This window comes from Streptomyces sp. NBC_01306 (assembly GCF_026340465.1).
Classification (GTDB): Bacteria; Actinomycetota; Actinomycetes; order Streptomycetales; family Streptomycetaceae; genus Streptomyces.
Genome location: NZ_JAPEPC010000001.1, coordinates 1,994,312 through 2,012,859, shown reverse-complemented (window position 1 = coordinate 2,012,859; position 18,548 = coordinate 1,994,312). Strand labels below are relative to the sequence as shown.

General features: G+C 72.5%; 11 protein-coding genes. 9 read left to right on the top strand and 2 right to left on the bottom strand.

Annotated features, from left to right (window positions below):
- Window positions 1-86 precede the first annotated feature (86 nt).
- From OG385_RS08585 to OG385_RS08570, 4 genes are all read left to right on the top strand, one after another.
- Window positions 87-3,605, top strand: a complete 3,519-nt coding sequence (locus OG385_RS08585) for a UvrD-helicase domain-containing protein (protein WP_266853332.1) — start codon at window positions 87-89, stop codon at window positions 3,603-3,605.
- A gap of 10 nt (window positions 3,606-3,615) precedes the next feature.
- Window positions 3,616-5,010 (top strand): dipeptidase, encoded by a 1,395-nt coding sequence (locus tag OG385_RS08580; RefSeq protein ID WP_266853330.1) that lies wholly within the window; start codon window positions 3,616-3,618, stop codon window positions 5,008-5,010.
- Window positions 5,011-5,191: 181 nt separating this feature from the next.
- Window positions 5,192-6,097 (top strand): NAD(+) diphosphatase, encoded by a 906-nt coding sequence (gene nudC / locus OG385_RS08575; RefSeq protein WP_266860724.1) that lies wholly within the window; start codon window positions 5,192-5,194, stop codon window positions 6,095-6,097.
- Window positions 6,098-6,176: 79 nt separating this feature from the next.
- Window positions 6,177-8,300: a glycoside hydrolase gene (locus OG385_RS08570; RefSeq protein WP_266853328.1), complete on the top strand. Its 2,124-nt coding sequence runs from the start codon at window positions 6,177-6,179 to the stop codon at window positions 8,298-8,300.
- A 412-nt stretch (window positions 8,301-8,712) separates the two neighbouring features.
- Here the strand turns inward: OG385_RS08570 and OG385_RS08565 are convergent, their stop codons facing one another.
- Both OG385_RS08565 and OG385_RS08560 read right to left on the bottom strand, forming a co-directional pair.
- Complete coding sequence (locus OG385_RS08565; protein ID WP_266850846.1) at window positions 8,713-9,978, bottom strand: IS701 family transposase; 1,266 nt, start codon at window positions 9,976-9,978, stop codon at window positions 8,713-8,715.
- A 65-nt stretch (window positions 9,979-10,043) separates the two neighbouring features.
- Window positions 10,044-10,352 carry a trypco2 family protein gene (locus tag OG385_RS08560; protein ID WP_266853327.1) on the bottom strand — a complete coding sequence of 103 codons (309 nt, stop codon included), beginning with the start codon at window positions 10,350-10,352 and terminating at the stop codon, window positions 10,044-10,046.
- A gap of 93 nt (window positions 10,353-10,445) precedes the next feature.
- Here OG385_RS08560 and OG385_RS08555 point away from each other — a divergent pair, with 93 nt between their 5' ends.
- Genes OG385_RS08555 through OG385_RS08535 form a run of 5 tightly spaced genes read left to right on the top strand, consistent with a single transcriptional unit; the run spans window position 10,446 to window position 18,538 of the window.
- Window positions 10,446-12,254: a trypsin-like peptidase domain-containing protein gene (locus OG385_RS08555; RefSeq protein ID WP_266853325.1), complete on the top strand. Its 1,809-nt coding sequence runs from the start codon at window positions 10,446-10,448 to the stop codon at window positions 12,252-12,254.
- A complete protein-coding gene (locus tag OG385_RS08550; RefSeq protein ID WP_266853324.1) occupies window positions 12,251-14,596 on the top strand; it encodes a serine/threonine protein kinase in 2,346 nt (781 codons plus the stop codon). The genes OG385_RS08555 and OG385_RS08550 overlap by 4 nt, the downstream gene beginning before the upstream one ends.
- Complete coding sequence (locus OG385_RS08545) at window positions 14,530-16,068, top strand: vWA domain-containing protein (RefSeq protein WP_266853322.1); 1,539 nt, start codon at window positions 14,530-14,532, stop codon at window positions 16,066-16,068. Before OG385_RS08550 ends, OG385_RS08545 begins: the two co-directional genes overlap by 67 nt.
- A 14-nt stretch (window positions 16,069-16,082) precedes the next feature.
- Window positions 16,083-17,267, top strand: a complete 1,185-nt coding sequence (locus OG385_RS08540) for a hypothetical protein (RefSeq protein ID WP_266853320.1) — start codon at window positions 16,083-16,085, stop codon at window positions 17,265-17,267.
- Entirely contained in the window at window positions 17,264-18,538 is a 1,275-nt protein-coding gene (locus OG385_RS08535) for an extracellular solute-binding protein (protein WP_266853318.1), read from the top strand. The genes OG385_RS08540 and OG385_RS08535 overlap by 4 nt, the downstream gene beginning before the upstream one ends.
- Window positions 18,539-18,548 lie beyond the last annotated feature (10 nt).

The following is an 18,548-nucleotide window of genomic DNA, read 5'->3' as shown; positions in this document are numbered from 1 at the left end:
GGCGGTACGACGGCGGTACGACGGCGGTACGACGGCGGTACGCGAGCGGGCCGGGCGGGGATGTCACGCGGGGATGTCATGCGGGGATGTCACAGGGCGCCGTTAGCCTTTCTGAGGTGACCACCCCACGCATCACCGGTCCCGAGCAGCTCAAGGAGCTGCTCGGTATCCCCTTCACCCCGGAGCAGACGGCCTGCATCACGGCGCCGCCCGCCCCGCAGGTCATCGTGGCCGGAGCCGGTTCGGGGAAGACCACGGTGATGGCCGCGCGGGTGGTGTGGCTGGTGGGGACCGGGCAGGTCGCGCCGGAGCAGGTGCTCGGGCTGACCTTCACCAACAAGGCGGCGGGCGAGCTGGCCGAGCGGGTCCGCAAGGCACTGGTCCGCGCCGGCGTCACCGACCCGGACGCTCCCGGCCCGCACCACTCGTCAGCCGTCCGTCACCCCTCCGTGCCGACGGCGAGCGCCGACCCGTACTACTCGCCGGGCGAGCCGCGCATCTCGACGTACCACGCCTTCGCCGGACAGCTGCTCACCGACCACGGGCTGCGGATCGGTCTGGAGCCGTCCTCCCGGCTGCTCGCCGACGCCACCCGCTACCAGCTGGCGGCGCGGGTGCTCAAGGAGGCACCGGGCCCCTATCCGGCGCTGACGAAGTCCTTCTCCTCGCTGGTGAGCGACCTGCTGGCGCTGGACGGCGAGCTGGCCGAGCATCTGGTGACCCCGGAGGCGCTGCGCGCGTACGACACCGGGCTGCTGGCCGACCTGGAGGGTGCCCGGCTCTCCAACGCGGAGCTGCGCAAGGTCCCGGAGGCCGCCGGGGCCCGCCGTGAACTGCTCGACCTGGTGAGCCGCTACCGCGCGGCCAAGCGCAGCCGCGACCTGCTGGACTTCGGCGACCAGATCGCGCTCTCCGCCGAACTGGCGCTGACCAGGCCAGAGGTGGGCACCATCCTGCGCGACGAGTTCCGGGTGGTCCTGCTCGACGAGTACCAGGACACCTCCGTCGCCCAGCGGCTGCTGCTCTCCGGCCTCTTCGGGGGCGGCAGCGGCCATGCGGTGACCGCCGTGGGCGACCCCTGTCAGGCGATCTACGGCTGGCGCGGCGCGTCCGTCGCCAATCTGGACGACTTCCCCGAGCACTTCCCGTACGCCGACGGGAGCCCCGCCACCCGCTTCTCGCTGAGCGAGAACCGGCGCAGCGGCGGCCGCCTCCTCGACCTGGCCAACGGCCTGGCCGCGCCGCTGCGCGCGATGCACGCGGGCGTCGAGGCGCTGCGGCCGGCGCCGGGCGCCGAGCGGGACGGCATGGTGCGGTGCGCCCTGCTCCGTACGCACGAGGAGGAGATCGGCTGGCTGGCCGACTCGATCGCGCATCTGGTGCGTACGGGCAAGGACCCGGGCGAGATCGCGGTGCTCTGCCGTACCGCCGGTGACTTCGCGGAGATCCAGGGCGCCCTGGTGGCACGGGACGTGCCGGTCGAGGTGGTCGGCCTCTCGGGGCTGCTGCATCTGCCCGAGGTCGCCGATCTGGTCGCGGTCTGCGAGGTGCTCCAGGACCCGGGGGCCAATGCCTCGCTGGTCCGGCTGCTGACCGGGCCGCGCTGGCGGATCGGCCCGCGCGATCTGGCGCTGCTGGGCCGCCGGGCGCGGCTCCTCGTGCGGTACGACAGCACGGCCGGCGACGACGGCGCCGACCCGGACCAGCGGCTCGCCGAAGCCGTCGAAGGGGTCGACCCGGCCGAGGTGGTCTCGCTGGCGGACGCGCTGGACACGTTTCTGGCGGGCGGCGCGGACCAGGGCGGTGTGGACGGGCCGGGCGGCGGCCGGGCGGACGACGGGCTTCCGTTCTCCGCCGACGCCCGGGTGAGGTTCGCCCGCCTCGCCGCGGAACTGCGCGATCTGCGCCGCTCGCTGGCCGACCCGCTGATGGACGTACTGCACCGGGTGCTCGCCACGACCGGCCTGGAGGTCGAGCTCTCGGCCTCCCCGCACGCCCTGGCCGCCCGCCGTCGGGAGACCCTCTCCCACTTCCTGGACATAGCGGCGGGCTTCGCCTCGCTGGACGGCGAGGCGAGCCTGCTGGCCTTCCTGGCCTTTCTGCGGACGGCGGCCCAGTACGAGAAGGGCCTGGACAACGCGCTGCCCGGCGGCGAGAACACCGTGAAGGTCCTCACCGCCCACAAGTCCAAGGGCCTCGAATGGGATGTGGTCGCGGTCCCCTCCCTGGTGGCCAGGCAGTTCCCGAGCGAGCAGTCCCGTGAGTCCTGGACGGCGCAGCCGAAGGTGCTGCCGCACGCGCTGCGCGGCGACGCGGCGACGCTCCCCGGGGTGGGGGCGTGGGACGCCAAGGGGCTTGCCGCATTCAAGGCGGCGATGAAGTCCCACCAGCACACGGAGGAACTCCGCCTCGGCTACGTCACGTTCACCCGCCCGCGCTCGCTGCTGCTCGGCTCGGCCCACTGGTGGGGCCCGAGCCAGAAGCGCCCGCGCGGCCCGTCGGACTTCCTGCTCGCGCTCCAGGAGCACTGCGCGGCGGGGTACGGAGAGACGGAGGTCTGGGCGGACGCCCCGGAGGAGGGCGAGGAGAACCCGGCGCTGCGGGACGCGGCGGCGGACCACGCCTGGCCCCTGCCGCTGGACGAGACATCCCTGCACCGCCGCAGGGCAGCGGCCGAACTGGTCCTGGACCAGCTCAACGAGATGGCCGACCAGGATCACCTGCGCCGGCCGGACCGGCCGGAGCAGTCGGAGGAGCCGGATCAGCCGGAGGAGCCGGACCAGCCGGATCAGCCGGACCACTCCGTGACACCCACCCCGCACGACGCCCCCGCCCCGCACGGCACTCAGGCCCCCGCCTCCCCGTCCGTGCCGCACGCCCGGACCCCGCTCACCCCCGAGGACGCCCGCACCATCACCTCCTGGGACCGCGACCTCGACGCCCTCACGGGCGAACTGCTCCGCGCCAGACGCACCGTGCGCGACGTCCCCGTACCGCTCACCCTCACCGCCACCCAGCTGCTGCGCCTCGCCGGCGACCCCGACGCGTTCGCGCACGAGCTGGCCCGGCCCATGCCGCGCCCCCCACAGCCCGCCGCCCGCCGCGGCACCCGCTTCCACGCCTGGGTCGAGTCACGTTTCGAGGAACTGCCGCTGCCCATGCTCGGCCCCGACGAGCTGCCCGGCGGTGACGACGACGAACCGGAGATCGCCGACGAGCGCGATCTGGCCGAACTGAAGGCGGCCTTCGAGCGCACCCCGTACGCCGGGCGCACGCCCCACCGGGTCGAGGCCCCCTTCACTCTCACTCTCGCCGGCCGGGTGATCCGCGGCCGGATGGACGCCGTCTACCGCACCTCCCGCGACACCTACGAGATCGTCGACTGGAAGACCCACCGCGCCCACACCGCCGACCCGCTCCAGCTGGCCGTCTACCGCCTGGCCTGGGCCGAGCAGCACCACATCCCGCTCACCTCGGTCACGGCCGCGTTCCTCTACGTACGGACCGGGGAAGTGATCCGGCCCACACCGCTGCCGGGCCGGGCCGGTCTTGAGCGGATCCTGCTGGGTGATCCGCCGGGCGAGCCACCCCGACCGGCCGGTTAGGCTCGACGGCATGAGCGACACCCCGGACAGCGCCGTCCGCACGTACATAGACCAGCACCGCGAGCCCTTCCTCGAAGACCTGGCCGACTGGCTGCGCATTCCGTCTGTCTCCGCGCAGCCGGATCACGCAGCCGATGTACGCCGCAGCGCCGACTGGCTGGCTGCCAAACTCAGGGAGACCGGCTTCCCGGTCACCGAGATCCTCGATACGCCCGGTGCCCCCGCGGTGTTCGCCGAGTGGCCTTCGGGCGACCCGGGAGCGCCGACCGTCCTCGTCTACGGTCACCACGACGTCCAGCCCGCGGCGGTCGATGACGGCTGGCGCACCGACCCCTTCGAGCCGGTCGTCAGGGACGGCCGGATGTACGGCAGGGGCGCGGCCGACGACAAGGGCCAGGTGTTCTTCCACACACTCGGGGTCCGGGCCCACCTCGCCGCCACCGGCCGCACCGCTCCCGCCGTCAACCTCAAGCTCCTCATCGAGGGCGAGGAGGAGTCCGGCTCCCCGCACTTCAGGGAGCTGGTCGAGCAGCAGGCCGAGCGCTTCGCGGCCGACGTGGTGATCGTCTCGGACACCGGTATGTGGTCCGAGACGACCCCGACCGTCTGCACCGGTATGCGCGGCCTCGCCGAGTGCGAGATCACCTTCGAGGGTCCCGACCAGGAGATCCACTCGGGCTCGTTCGGCGGCGCCGTACCGAACCCGGCCACCGCGGCGGCCCGGCTGGTCGCCGCGCTGCACGACGCCGACGGGCGCGTCACCATCCCGGGTTTCTACGACGGTGTCGCGGAGCTCACGGACGCCGAGCGCGAGCTCTTCGCGGAGCTGCCCTTCGACGAGGCCGAGTGGCTGCGTACCGCCAAGTCCCGTGCGGCGGCCGGTGAGCGGGGCCACACCACGCTGGAGCGGATCTGGGCCCGCCCGACCGCCGAGGTCAACGGCATCGGCGGCGGCTACCAGGGCGTGGGCGGCAAGACGGTCGTCCCGTCGTCGGCCATGGTGAAGCTCTCGTTCCGGCTGGTCGCGGGCCAGGACCCGGTCCGGACCGAGAAGCTGGTCACGGAGTGGGCGGCGGGCCGGGCGGAGCCCGGGATCCGCCAGGAGATCACGTTCAGCGCCGGCACCCGCCCGTGTCTGACCCCGCTGGACCATCCGGCGCTCCAGTCGGTCGTACGGGCCATGGGCCGGGCGTTCGGCGAGAAGATCCGCTTCACCCGGGAGGGCGGCTCGGGCCCCGCCGCCGATCTCCAGGACGTCCTCGGTGCCCCGGTGCTCTTCCTGGGCATCTCCGTGCCGTCCGACGGCTGGCACGCACCGAACGAGAAGGTCGAACTCGCCCTGCTGTTCAAGGGTGTGGAGACCACCGCCCATCTGTGGGGCGACATGGCCGCAGCCCTGCGATGAGAACGCTGAACCGAACCACCCAGTCCATGAGGGGGAGTTGGAAGCACCTGTGAGCAACTTCAGCAATGCCACCGAAGGTCACGCGAGTGAAGGCGGGACCACTGATGGCCGGGCCGCCGACGCCCGTACCGCCGATAACGGCACAGCCGGGGCCGGCACCGCCACGGATCCGCACCGGCCGATCGCTCTGACGGACCCGAGCGGCGTCGACCGGGCCGCCCACCACCGCCTCGACGAGGCGTGGCTCGCGGCGGCCTGGAGTCACCCGACGACCCGGGTGTTCGTGGTCTCCGGCGGCCAGGCGCTGATCGACGAGACGCCCGACGGCCGTACCGAGCTGCTCAAGACCCCGTCGTTCGAGGCCCCCCTCACCGAGGAGCACCGCTACTTCCTCGGCACGGACACGGACGGAGTGCGGTACTTCGCGCTCCAGAAGGACACCCTCCCGGGCCGGATGGACCAGTCAGCCCGCCCGGCCGGGCTGCGCGAGGCGGGGCTGCTGCTCTCGCCGCTCGACGCCGGGCTCCTGGTGCACGCGGTGGCGCTGGAGAACTGGCAGCGGCTGCACCGGTTCTGCTCCCGCTGCGGCGAGCGCACCGTCATCGCCGCGGCCGGTCACATCCGGCGCTGCCAGGCCTGCGGGGCGGAGCACTACCCGCGTACCGACCCGGCCGTGATCATGCTCGTCACCGACGAGCACGACAGGGCGCTGCTCGGCCGGCAGGTGCACTGGCCCGAGGGCCGGTTCTCCACGCTCGCCGGTTTCGTCGAGCCGGGCGAGTCCATCGAGGCCGCGGTGGGGCGCGAGGTGTTCGAGGAGGCAGGTGTCACCACCGGCTCGGTGCAGTACGTCGCCAGCCAGCCCTGGCCCTTCCCGTCCAGTCTGATGCTCGGCTTCATGGCGCAGGCCACGAGCTCCGAGATCACCGTGGACGGCGAGGAGATCAGCGAGGCCCGCTGGTTCTCGCGGGACGATCTGCGGTCGGCGATCGAGTCCGGGGACGTGCTGCCCCCGGCCGGCATCTCGATCGCGGCCCGGCTGGTGGAGCTCTGGTACGGCAAGCCGCTGCCGAAGCCGCTGGCCTGACGGGACATCGGCGCCATCCCGGTCGGCTTCGCCGGGGGTTCTTAGAAACCTCTTATCCGTGGTCACCACCCTCACGATCATGGACGAACCCGAGAACTCCCCGCGCGCCGAGAGCCAGTCGCCCACGCCTGCGCACGCCGTCCCGAGCCGGGGGCCGGACCGGCCGCGTGGGCACCGGGACGCCGGGGGAGCCGCGCGCAGGCGTCGCAACCGGGCCCTGGGGGTCGCGGCTGCCCTCGCTGTCACCGTGACCACAGCCTCGGCGGGGTACGCCGCCATCGCCCGAACGGGGGAGGACGCTCCGCAGTACACGAAGCCCCGGGTACGCGCAGGCGCTGTCGACTTTCCCGTGGCGGGTGGCACCACCACCGTCGACACGGCCTCCCTGCGCGTCACGGGACACACGGGCCACGGGACGGCCGTTCCCGTCTCCGACGCCGCCGCCGACGCCGACGGATTCGGTCGGCCGGGCAAGGTCGAGGTGCACGGCTCGCACGCCTCCTGGTCGTACCCCGCCAGGGGGCTGCGCGTGACCGCGGCGGGCGAGAGCGGGCGGCTGCTGATGACGGTGCGCTCGGAGAAGGACGGGACCCTCGCGTGGCCGGTGACCGGCAAGGGGGCCGGCACGGGGGCGCGGGGCGCCTCGCTGCAGATCCCGAGGGGGGAGGGGCTCTCCGTTCCGGTCGCTGACCGGTTCTGGAACTCCCGGCAGGCGGGTCTTGTCGGCACCGATGACGATCTGGCCACCGGCTCCCTCACCTTGCCTCTGTGGGGCTACGCCTCGCACGGGCACGGCGTCAGCTACCTCGTGCCGGAGAGCATCGGGACCTCACTCGGATTCGCCTCCGCCGACGGGCGGTTGAACGCCACGGCGAAGCACGAGTTCTCCCGCCGGGAGCGGACCCTCGACTACACGGTCGCCTTCTCCCTCACCTCCGCCTCTCCCGTGGCGCCGGCCGCCGACTACCACCGCTGGCTCGGTGAACACGGGCAACTGCACACGCTGAAGCAGAAGATCGCCGAGAACCCGGAGGTCGGAAAGCTGCTCGGAGCCGAGCACGCCTATCTGTGGGGCGGAGCCCGTGACGCCGAGGCGGTGCGGACCCTGCGCAAGCAGGGCAACACGCGGCTGTGGCTCGGCTACGACGCCGACGGTCACCCCATGAGCCGGGACGCGGTGGCGGAGGCCAGGAAGCTGGGCTATCTGGTCGGCCCGTACGACTCGTACGACAACGGCCAGGACCCGGAGACCGCCGACACCCCCATCGCCAAGTGGCCCGGCAGGATCTACCCGGACTTCTGCGTGCGCGACGCGAAGGGCACCCCCGCGACGGGCTTCGGCGCACGCGGCTGCTACCTCAGCTCCGAAGCGTTCGCGAAGTCCGAGCCCACCGAGCACTACCTGGCTCAGCACACGAAGGAGATGACGAAGAACGGTGCCAACAGCGTCTTCGTGGACGTCGATGCCGCGGGTGAGCTGTTCAGCGACTTCACCGGGAGCCACCCGATGACGAAGAGGCAGGACCGCGACAACCGGATGGACCGCCTGCGGACGCTGGCCGACAAGGACCACTTCGTCGTCGGGTCGGAATCCGCCGTCTCCTGGTCGGCCTCGGCGCTCGCGTTCGACCACGGCGCGCAGACACCCGTCAACGACGGCCTGTGGGCCTTCCAGAAGGACAAGACCAAGTGGGGGGCCTACTACCCCGCGGACGCTCCCGGCCAGTTCTTCCACCCGACCACGCTCCCATCGTCCCTGGCCAAGTCGATGTTCGACCCCGCCTACCGCGTCCCGCTGTACGAGACCGCACTGCACGACTCGCTGGTCAACACCGACCGCTGGGAGATGCCCTACGACAAGCTCCCGGCGCAGAAGAAGGACCGTGCGCTGATGTCGGTCCTCTACAACACGCCGCTCAACTTCGTCCTGGGGGACCAGAACCTGGCCTCCACGGGCAAGGAGATGGCCGCACTGCAGCAGTACTTCGCGCCCCTGCACAAGGCGGCCGGTACCGAGCGGATGACGGCGTTCCACTGGCTGACCGAGGATCACCTCGTCCAGCACTCTGTCTTCGGGGACGGCACCCTGACGGTGACGGCCAACTTCGGCACCACGGCGCACGACGGTCTGCCGGGCGGCTGTGTGGACGCGAAGCTGAAGGACGAGCCGAAGGCCCGGCGGCTCTGCCCGGCCAACGGCTGACCGGCCCCCGGCCTGATCCAGACGGAAGACCCCAGGGCCTGTCCGGCCGGTCTTCGTGGGCCCGCGACGCCTGGCACGGCACCTCGCCGCGTTGTCGGAGTCACCCCAGTACGTCCAGTACGGGGGCGATCCTCCGCCTTGCGAGGCACCGCACCGGACGCCGCGGCCTGATCCACGAAGACCGGCCGGACACGCCCTAGTAGCTCCGCTACGAGAACATTCCGGCGCCTTGCGATCGCACGCACCAGACGCCGCGCGGCCGCCCTTCGGGCAACGACGGCACTTTGACGACGGGCCCTAGTAGGGCTTGGTCAGGTCAGTACGAGCGTGGGTATGTCGCGGTGGCAGGTGGGGCAGGCGCCGGCCCAGACCGCGAGGAGTATCTGCAGCTCGCGGACGACTTGGTAGAGGCTCAGACCGGCGCCGTGTCTTTTGGGGCTCTGGCCAGTCGTTGCAGGGTGCAGAAGGCGTGGGCGACGGAGACGAGTGTGACGTGGTGGTGCCAGCCGTTGAAGGTGCGGCCCTCGAAATGGGTCAGGCCCAGGGCCTGTTTCATCTCCCGGTAGTCGTGCTCGATGCGCCAACGGAGCTTGGCGAGGCGGACCAACGTGGTCAGTGGAGTGTCGGTGGGCAGGTCGGAGAGCCAGAACTGGACCGGTTCGGGTTCGTTTGCCGGCCACTCGGCCAGCAGCCAGCACTCCGGCAACTGCGGGCCCTGGACCGCCTGACGGATCTCGCGTCCGGCGGGGCGAATCCGCAGGGCGACAAACCGCGAGTACATGCGCTTGAAGCCGCTGCGGCTGGTGCCAGGCCGCGAGCCCTCCCGCCATTGCACGGGTTTGGCCGCCTTCCGGCCTGCTTCCATGGCCAGTTGTTTCACCGACTGTGGTTTGTCCAGATACTTCACAACCGGTGGGCGTCCGGTTCCGGAGTACGGAACGGCCACGGGAACGGCCTGGCCGGGGTGGGCCGTGAGCGTCGTGGAGATCCCGACGACGTAATTCAGGCCGCGGGCCTGAACACCGAGCCGGAAAGCGGTGGCGTCGCCGTATCCAGCGTCCGCGATGGCCAACGGGATCTCAATGCCCCACGAGCGCGTCTCGTCCAGCATGTCCAGGGCCAGCTGCCACTTCTCCACGTGCCCGACATCGTCGGGAATGCCACAGGAGGCGCGGCGGGCGACCCTGTCCGGGTTCGCCTTCGGCGAGGCCGCATCCCACGTCTCGGGCAGGAACAGCCGCCAGTCCACCGCCGAGGAGGCGTGATCGGAGGCCAGGTGCAGCGAAACGCCCACCTGGCAGTTGGTGACCTTGCCGGCGGTGCCGGTGTACTGCCGCGACACACACGCCGAAGCATTTCCGTCCTTGAGGAAGCCGGTGTCGTCGAAGATCAGCGCGCTCGGCTGGATCGCCGCCTCCATTTTCCACGCCAGCCGGGCCCTGATGTGTGAGGGGTCCCACGGACTGGTGGTGACGAAGTGAGCCAGCGCCTGCCGGTTCCCCTCCTCCCCGAGGCGGGCCGCCATCGGCTCGACGGACTTCCGCTTGCCGTCGGTCAACAGCCCGCGCAGGTAGACCTGCCCCCAGCGACGTTGATCCTTTCTCGCGAACGGCTCGAACACCTCCGCCGCAAACGTCTCCAACTCACCACGCACACAGGCAATCTCGTCCGGAGTCACACCCTCTCAACGCCGGACCACACCCAACGGACACGCTCCACCACCATCAACATGACCAAGCCCTACTAGCGGCTCACCGGGATCCAGCCCGGGGTGTCGTCCTGGTTGCGGGGCTGCAGTTCGACCTTGATGTGGTGCGTGTTGTCGCGGGTCACCGACCCACTGCCGCCCACGGTGACCACGCCGATCCGCAGCTTCCCCTCGCCGTCGACCTCCCGGCTCACCTGCACCGCGATCTCCAGCGTCACCCGCTCCACGCTGAGGCGCAGCGTGCTGTCGCCGATCCGGCGCTGCGCCTCGGCCAGCTCGGTCCTCACCTGGCTGATCAGGTCCGCAAGACCGGCCACTGGTGCGGCTCCCGTCCCGTCACTCATTTGCTCCCCCTTGTGCAGCCCGGGTCCCATTGTCGCGCCCTGCCCCTACTCTGGGGAAGCATGGAGGGGGAGTCGATACGGCTCAACATGCTTATGGATCAACAGAGTTGGCGGCTGCGACTGCGTGCGGAGCTGCCAGGGGGCGAGCCGGGGGACGTGCTCGGCGCCGGGGTCCTGCTCGGCCGGGACCTGGTGCTGACCTGTGCCCATGTGGTGCCCGGCCCCACCGAGCCGGTACGGGTCGAGTTCCCGGTCCTGGCCGGGGAGCCGAACGGGGTGTCGCGCTCGGCGCGGGTGGTCGAAGGCCACTGGGTGGAACGGTACGGGCGCGACGAAGGGGATCTGGCGCTGCTGCGGCTCACCGAGCCCGCCCCGGTGACCTCCACGGCCGTACTCCACCGCGCCCCCGCCCCGTACGACACCCGGGTCACGGTCGACGGGTTCCCCAGGCACCGGTCTGGCGGCCTCTGGGTGGACGCCGTACTCAAGGGGCCCGGGGGTCATGGCGACGAGTGGGTGCAGATCAACCCGGTCGACTTCCACGACCCGGACCCCCGCGGTTTCAGCGGCGCCGGAGTCTCCGAGGCCGGGACCGGCAGGCTGCTCGGGATCATGGTCGCGGTGTACGACACCCCGGCCGACCGGAGTCCGTTCTTCCACTTCTATATGATCCCGGCCGCGACCATCGCCGGCTATCTCCCGATCGTCGCGGAACACCACACGACGGGTCCCCACGTCATCCCGCCCCAGCTGTCGGTGGCACCGGGAGCCCAGCGGACCGGCCGCCCGCTGGGCCTTCAGCAGACCCTGACCTGCTGGCTGAACGGCGACGCCGGCAGCTGGGACATCGAGACCGTCTTCCTGCGCGAGGACGACGAGGAGGCCGATGTCGCGCTCCGGACGACCCTGGGTCTGGCCGACCGGGAGCGTTCACCCGGACTCTCGACCACGGGGAGCAGCAGGCCGGGCGGTCCAGCGGTCCCGCGCCGCGGCAGCATCAGCCTGGCGGTGGCCGCGGCCGGGCGTTCCCGGGAGCAGCTCGCCCAGGACCTGGAACCGCAGCCACCACGGCAGTTGACCTCCGTCGTCGTCTCGCTGCCCGACCGGGCGGCCGCGGACCCCGGCGAGACGGCCGGGCTGCTGCAGCGGCTGGCGGACCGCGGGGCCAGGCTGCTGCTCGTACTGCACGGCCCGGCGCCGGTACTCACCGGTGAGCTGCTGCCCGCCGGGCGCCCCGCGCAGTGGCTTGAGCGGCTGACGGACCGCGCAAACCGGCTCTCCGGCACCGAACGCACCATCAGGGACCTGTTCCGGAGGCTGGAGCCGCGCATCACCGGGCTGCCGGCCCCGCCCGAACCGCACGGAGCCCGGGCCCAGTTGTGGACCACGCAGCTCGCGGCCGAACTGGAGCGGACGCAGCGGCAGGCGCAGGATCGGGCGCTGGGCCAGGCGCAGGAGGCGCTGCGCTCCGAGGGCGGGGCGGGCGTGGCCGCGCTGCTGCAGATGCTGTCGTACGCCGAACAGTCCGTCCTGGGCGCGCTGTTGCGGGCCGAGGACGTCGAGCAGCGGTTGCGCGCCGCCCTCGACCGGATGCTGGACCTGCGCGGCCTGCTCGCCGCCGAGCAGGCCCGGCTCGCCGACCACCAGCGGGCCGAGGACACCGTGGCGGCGGGCCAGTACCGGAGGGCGCAGCAGCTGCTGACGGAGGGGCCGAGCAGTCTCGACGAGGTGGAGCAGGCGGTCGCGGCGTTCGTCACGACGGTGCACGGGCGGCTGGACGGCGGCCCCGGCCCCGGAGAAGCCCCTCGGCCGGGTGACGGCGACGACGGCTACGACGGTGACGGTGACAACGGCGACGACGGCACGGCAGCCGCAGTCGCCGGAGAGGAGCGGACCCGTTGACCCCGTGCCCCCACCCCGGCTGCGGCAGCCGCGTCACCCCCGCCGGGTACTGCCAGCGCAGCGGCAGACGCGTCGACCCGGCGACCGGCCAGCACGCCGGAGTCGCCCGGCCGCCCGGCCCGCGCCGGGAGCAGGCCACGGCTCCGGCCGCCGCGGCTGTGCTGCTCCCGCCCCCGGAGAAGGACCACGACCCGCTGGTGCTCCCCGAGGTGCGGCCCGTGGCGGCGCGGCCGGACGGCACGTACGACACCGGCCGGCTGCGGAGCCTGGGACTCGGCCCCGACCGGATGCTCGCCGGGCAGTACCGGCTGATCCGGAGCATCGGGTACGGGGGCATGGGCGAAGTGCATCTCGCCGAGGACACCCGCCTGGAGAACCGCCCCGTGGCGGTCAAGTTCCTGCACCAGCAGCACGACGAGGACGACGGGGACCCGCCCGGCGGGCGCCGCGAGGTCAGGCTCAACGAGAAGGCGATGCGCAGCGAACGCCAGGAGCTTGTGGCCCTCAACCACCCCGATCTCATCCGGGTGTTCAACTACGGCAGCCACGACCCCGCAGGGGAGTTCCTGGTGCTCGAATACGCGAACGGGCTGACCCTGGAGGACGTCAGGGTCCGCGTCGTCAACGACCCGGGCGCCTTCGGCGGAGTGCGCTTCCACGAGTTCGTGCTCAGCTACGGCATCCGGATCCTGAACGCCCTCAGCTATCTCCACCAGCAGAAGGGCAAGGTGTACGGCGATCTCAAGCCGCACAACGTCATGCACTGCGGCACCGAGATAAAGATCGTCGACGTGGGGAGCGTCCGTCAGGAGCGGGCCGAAGGACCGGTGACCCCCGGCTACTTCGCGCCCGGCGTCGGCCCGGACGGGGAGTCCCGCTTCCAGGACGACCTGTTCAGCCTCGGTGTGACCCTGCGCGAACTCAGCGCCGCCGCGCCGCCCGCGCAGGGTCTTGGGCCCGAGTCGCTGCGCAGGGCACTGGACCGCGCCACCCACGCCGACCGCAGGGCCAGATTCGCCACCGCCGACGAGATGGCGCTCCAGCTCCGCGGGGTGCTGCGTGAGCTGCGCTCCCTCCGTACGTCCCAGGAGTCCTTCGAGCCGTCCCCCGTCTTCGTCCAGTCCGCCCACGCACTCGACGGCGCGATCGGCTCACCGCCACCGCTCGGCCACTGGGCGAGCGGCGCGCCCCCGGCCCCGCTCGGTCCGGTACCGCCCGAACCGGGCGAGATGGCCTGCGGGCTGCCCGTACCGAAGCCCGACCCGCAGGACCGGAACGCGCCCCGGCTCGGCCGGCTCGCCGAGGACGACGCGACCGCGCTGCTCCAGCGCACCAGCGGCTGGGAGCCGTCGGCCGAACTCCATCTGCTGCGCTGCCGGCTGTACCTGGCGCTGGCGGTCGCAGCCGGCGACACCCGGCCGCTGCGGCGGGCGTACGCGGAGATCAGCCGGGCCCGGCGCTTCATCGCCCCGGGCTGGGCCCCGTACGACTGGCGGATCGACTGGCACCTGGGCCTGCTGGCGCTCGCGGCCGGGAACACCGACGGCGCGGGGCTGCGGTTCGACGCCATCTACGACGCGATCCCCGGCGAGTACGCGCCCAAGATCGCGCTCGGCTACTGCGCGGAGCGGCGGCGGGAGTGGCCGCAGGCGCTGCGGCTCTACGACGCGGTCCGCCGCCGCAACCACTCACTCGGCGGCGCGGCCTTCGGATGCGCCCGGGTGCTGCTGGCCGCGGCGAACGACGTGCCGGGGGGCGGTACGGGGACCGAGGGCGGCACCGGCACGGCGGGCACGGCGGACCGGGGTGAAGGGCTGGCCGGGGCCCTGGCCGCGCTGGAACTCGTCCCGGCGCACTCGCGCCATCTGACCGCGGCCCGGACCGCCATCGTCCGGATCAAGGCGGCCCGGGCCCGGAACTCGCCTCCCGACGACGATGCGCTCAAGGACGCCCTGCACCGGCTAGGACCGCTCTTCCACGAGCACGGTCTGACGGACCACCGGGGCCGCCAACGCCTGGAGACGGAGCTCTGGGAGACGGTCATCGCCCGCGTCCCGCACCGGCCGCTGGCCGAATTCACCGCGGCGCTCGACAGCCGCCTCGCCGCCCCGGAGAGCTCGCAGGAGCTGGCCGAGATGCTCTCCCTGCTCTACCGCGGCCTCGCCGACCAGGCCAGACGCTCCGACCTGCCGGACAGCAACGAGATCGCGGAAGCCCTCATCGACCGGGCCAACAGCGTCCGCCCGCTGGGCTTCCGCCACGACAGGAGGCACCCATGGCTGGGGAAGGCACACCGGCAGCGCATCCGGGACCGGCTGAGCCCGCGGTCCTCCTCGAAGTGAGCCAGGTCCCCGAACTGCCGGTGCCGGAACCGGGACACGAGGCGCGGATGTACGCCGTCGTCACCGTGACCGTCCGGCGCCCGGCTGTCCGGGCTGCCCCGACTGACCCGGCTGTCCGGGCTGTCCCGTCCGCACCGTCCGCACCGACCGCACCGACTGACCCGGCTGTCCCGTCCGCCCCGACCGCACCGACCGCCCCGGCTGCCCCGACCGCACCGACCGCACCGACCGCGCCGTCCGCCCGGTCGGCCGCAGTGCAGGGCCAGGGACCGCGCCACGCCGTGGTGTTCCTCATCGACCACTCGTCGTCGATGGTGAACCCGCCCACGCGGATGGCGGCCGCCAGGAACGCGGCGGCCGCCGCCGTACACGCCGTGCCCGACGGCGCGTACTTCGCGGTCGTCGCGGGCCGCGACCGGCCCGCCACCGTCTACCCGGAGCAGCCCGGCGGGCACCGCACCCTCGCTGTCGCCGACGACGTGACCCGGCGGGCGGCGGAGGACGCCCTGCGCGCCTGCCACCCGGGCGGCGGCACAGCGATCGGCAGCTGGCTGGGGCGGGCCCGGGAGCTCTTCGCCGGACTCCCCGGCGGCGGCGCCGACTTCGTACGCCACGCCCTGCTGCTCACCGACGGCAGGAACGAACCGGGCTACGAGTCCCGCGACGAGCTGGCCGCCGTAGTCGCGTCCTGCACAGGGCAGTTCACCTGCGACGCGATCGGCATCGGCGACGGCTGGGACACCGGTGAACTGCTCCTGATCACCACCGGGCTGAACGGCACGGCGCACGCCTTCGAGGAGACGGACCCGACAGGGCCGCTCCCCGCCAGGCTGCACGACCTCACCAGACAGGCGGCGGAGCGCGACCTCACCGGACTGCGGCTGCGGCTCTACCGCAGTGACAACGCCGAACTGCGCTCCTTCGCACAGGTCCACCCGACGCGGCGGACGCTGCGGCCGGTGGAGGAGACCGAGTTCCTGCGGGAGTTCGCCACCGAACCCTGGGGCGACGAGACCCGCTCCTACCTGCTCTCGCTCAGCGCCCGGCACACCGCCCGGGCCGAGGGCGCGGAGCTGATGCTCACCGAGGTGGAGCTGGTGCGCGACGGCGCCGCCCGGCCGCCCGTCCGACTGCCGCCGTCCCGGCCCGTGGTGGTCCGCTGGTCGGGCGACCACGGGCTGTACAGCAGGGTGCACCCCGACGTCGGCCACTTCCTGCACCAGGAGGACCTGGTCCGGTACTTCGAGGAGGGCTGCGCCGCGCTGCGCGCCCATGACCCCGGGACCGCCCGCCGGGCCCTCGGCCGGGCCTGGCAGCTCGCGGTGGAGGTCGGCGACGACGCCATGCGGGAGCACCTGGAGAAAATGGTCGAGCCCCGTGCGGACGGTGAGGTGGAACTACACGCCCGCATCAGGCGGTTCGACATCGAGACCGCCCGGATCCGCACCAGTTACACGACGAGCCACCGGTGAGAGGCGCGGGCCGGGTGACCCCGGCACTCGGGGCGCTGCGCCGCCTGCTCTGCCTGGCTCCCGTACCGGCAGGGCAGAGCCCCGCCTTCCTCCGCGACCGGCTGATCGTGCTGCCCCTGCTTACGGTGATCGCGTTCGGGTCGCTGTCCCTGGCGTACGGGGATGTGCACGGCGACTCCTCCCGGATCGCCGACCGCACAGGGCCGGCCCTGGTGGAGCTGACCCGGGCCGAAGTCGCCCTGGACCAGGCGCAGAAGGAAGCCGATTCGGTCCTCCAGGGGCCGGAACTGATCGGGCTCGGCCAGACCTATCCGACCCTGATCACCAGGGCCACCCAGAACCTCAACGAGGCCGCCCAGTCACCGGCGCTCAGCGCCGCCCAGCGGCAGGGCCTCCAGGTGGTGTCGGGGCTGGTGGTCGACTACAACGGCTACATCGGCACCGCCGACCGCAACAGGGACGACCCCACGCTCAAGAAGGCGTATCTCTCGTACGCGCTCAGCATGCTCTGCGAGACGACGGACGGCACGGGCGGCACGGACGGCACGGGCGGCACGGGCGGCACGGACGGCACGGGCAGCACGGGCAGTACCGGCGGCGCGGGCACCCCGGCGGGCTGCGCCGACCGCACCGTACGCGGCTACGAGGCGACCACCATCCAGGACCGCATCGGCTCGCTGGAGCGGAGCCTGCGCGCGGATCTGGACCACGAGGCGGGCTGGGGCACCGGCCCAGTGATCCTCGCCGCCGTCGCCTGCGCCGCGTACGCCCTGCTGGCGGTCGGACTGTTCCGGACGCTCACCTTCCTGAAAGCGCGGTTCCGGCTGCTGAGCCTGCCGCTGGCAGCGACCGTACTGCCGCTGCTCGCCGTGCCGGTGCTGGTACTCGGCACCGTGCAGGTGCAGCACGGACAGGCGGCCGTGCGGCGGATCGCGGACGGGGAGCTGGCCCGGGTGTCCTCCGCCGCACCGGCTGTCCAGCTGTCACGGACCGCCGGCACGGCGGCCGCACCGGGCTCGATCGACGAACTGCAGCAGCGGATCGCCGGCGCCATGCGCCGGGCGCACTGCGCGGGCTGGGCGGCGGTGACGGGGTTCATCCTGCCGGCCGGACTGTTCGGCGCGGCGGTCACCGGCTGGGCGCTGCTGGCCTACCGGCGCGACTACGTACGGGTCCCGAGGCGGGAGGACTTCCAGTGACGCGGACGACTCACGGCAGCGGTCCGCGCCGTCGGCGCCGGCTGCGTCTGCTGCTGGCCGCCACGCTGACCCTGCTGGCCGCCGCGCTCGGCGGCGGCTGCTCCGGCGGCGGCAAGCAGACGGTCGTCGTCCTCGGACCGTGGACCGGGAACGAAGCGGCCGCCTTCACCAGGACGCTGGACCTGCTGGACAACGGCACCCCGTACACCTACAGCTACCAGGGCACCAGCTCGCTGCGCGAGACGCTGGTCGCGCAGCTGGAGGCGGACGCACCGCCGGACGTGGCGATCCTCAACAGCCAGGGCGAGCTCCAGGAGTACGCACGCGAGGGTGCGCTGACGCCGCTCACCGGGGACCTGGCGAGCAGGGCGTACCCGCCCTGGGCCCCCGAACTGGTCGTCAACGGCGCCAGGCACACCTACTGGGTCCCGCTCAAGGTCGACATCAAGAGCCTGGTGTGGACCAGGACGACCCAGCCGGTCAGGCCGCACAGCTGGTGCCTCGGTATGAGCGCACAGGCCACCACGGGCTGGCCGGGCACCGACTGGATCGAGGACATCCTGTTGCACAGGTCCGGCCCCGACCGGTACGAGCAGTGGGCCACCGGCGTCCTGCCGTGGACCAGCCCCGAGGTACGGGACGCGTGGAGCACCTGGGCGTCGCTGATGGCCGGGCAGAACACCAGGAGCGCGCTCGACATCCCGTACACCGGGGAGGGCGGCAAGGGGCTGCTCAACTCCGGTACCTGCACGGAGGAGCACGCGGGAACCTTCATCCGCTATCTCTACGGCCCCGACATCACCTTCAGGCCGTCGGCCGACACGATTCCGGGGCTGGGCGGCCACAAGGACGCGTACGAGGTGTCGGCGGACATGGCCGCTGTGTTCCGCGACAGCCCGGCGGCGATGCAACTGCTCAGCAAACTGGCCGGCCCCGAGGGGCGCAGGATCTGGATGGCACAGGCCGCACCGAAGCTGAAACCGCACTTCCCCAGCGCGTCGGACCCCCAGCCCACCGACCCGCTCGGCCGGCGGGCGGCGACGCTCCTCACCGGCGGAACGAGCGAGGCGCCGACGCACGAGCTGTGCTTCGACGCCTCGGACACCATGCCGCCCACTCTGCGCGACGCCTTCCAGCACGCGGTGCTGAAATTCCTCAGCACACCCGACAGCGCCACCCGGAACAGACTGCTGGCGCAGCTCGAACAGGAACGCCGCAGACTGACGGGCACAGACCTGCTGCCGGGCGTGTGCGGGAGCCCGGCATCCTAGAACCGACAGT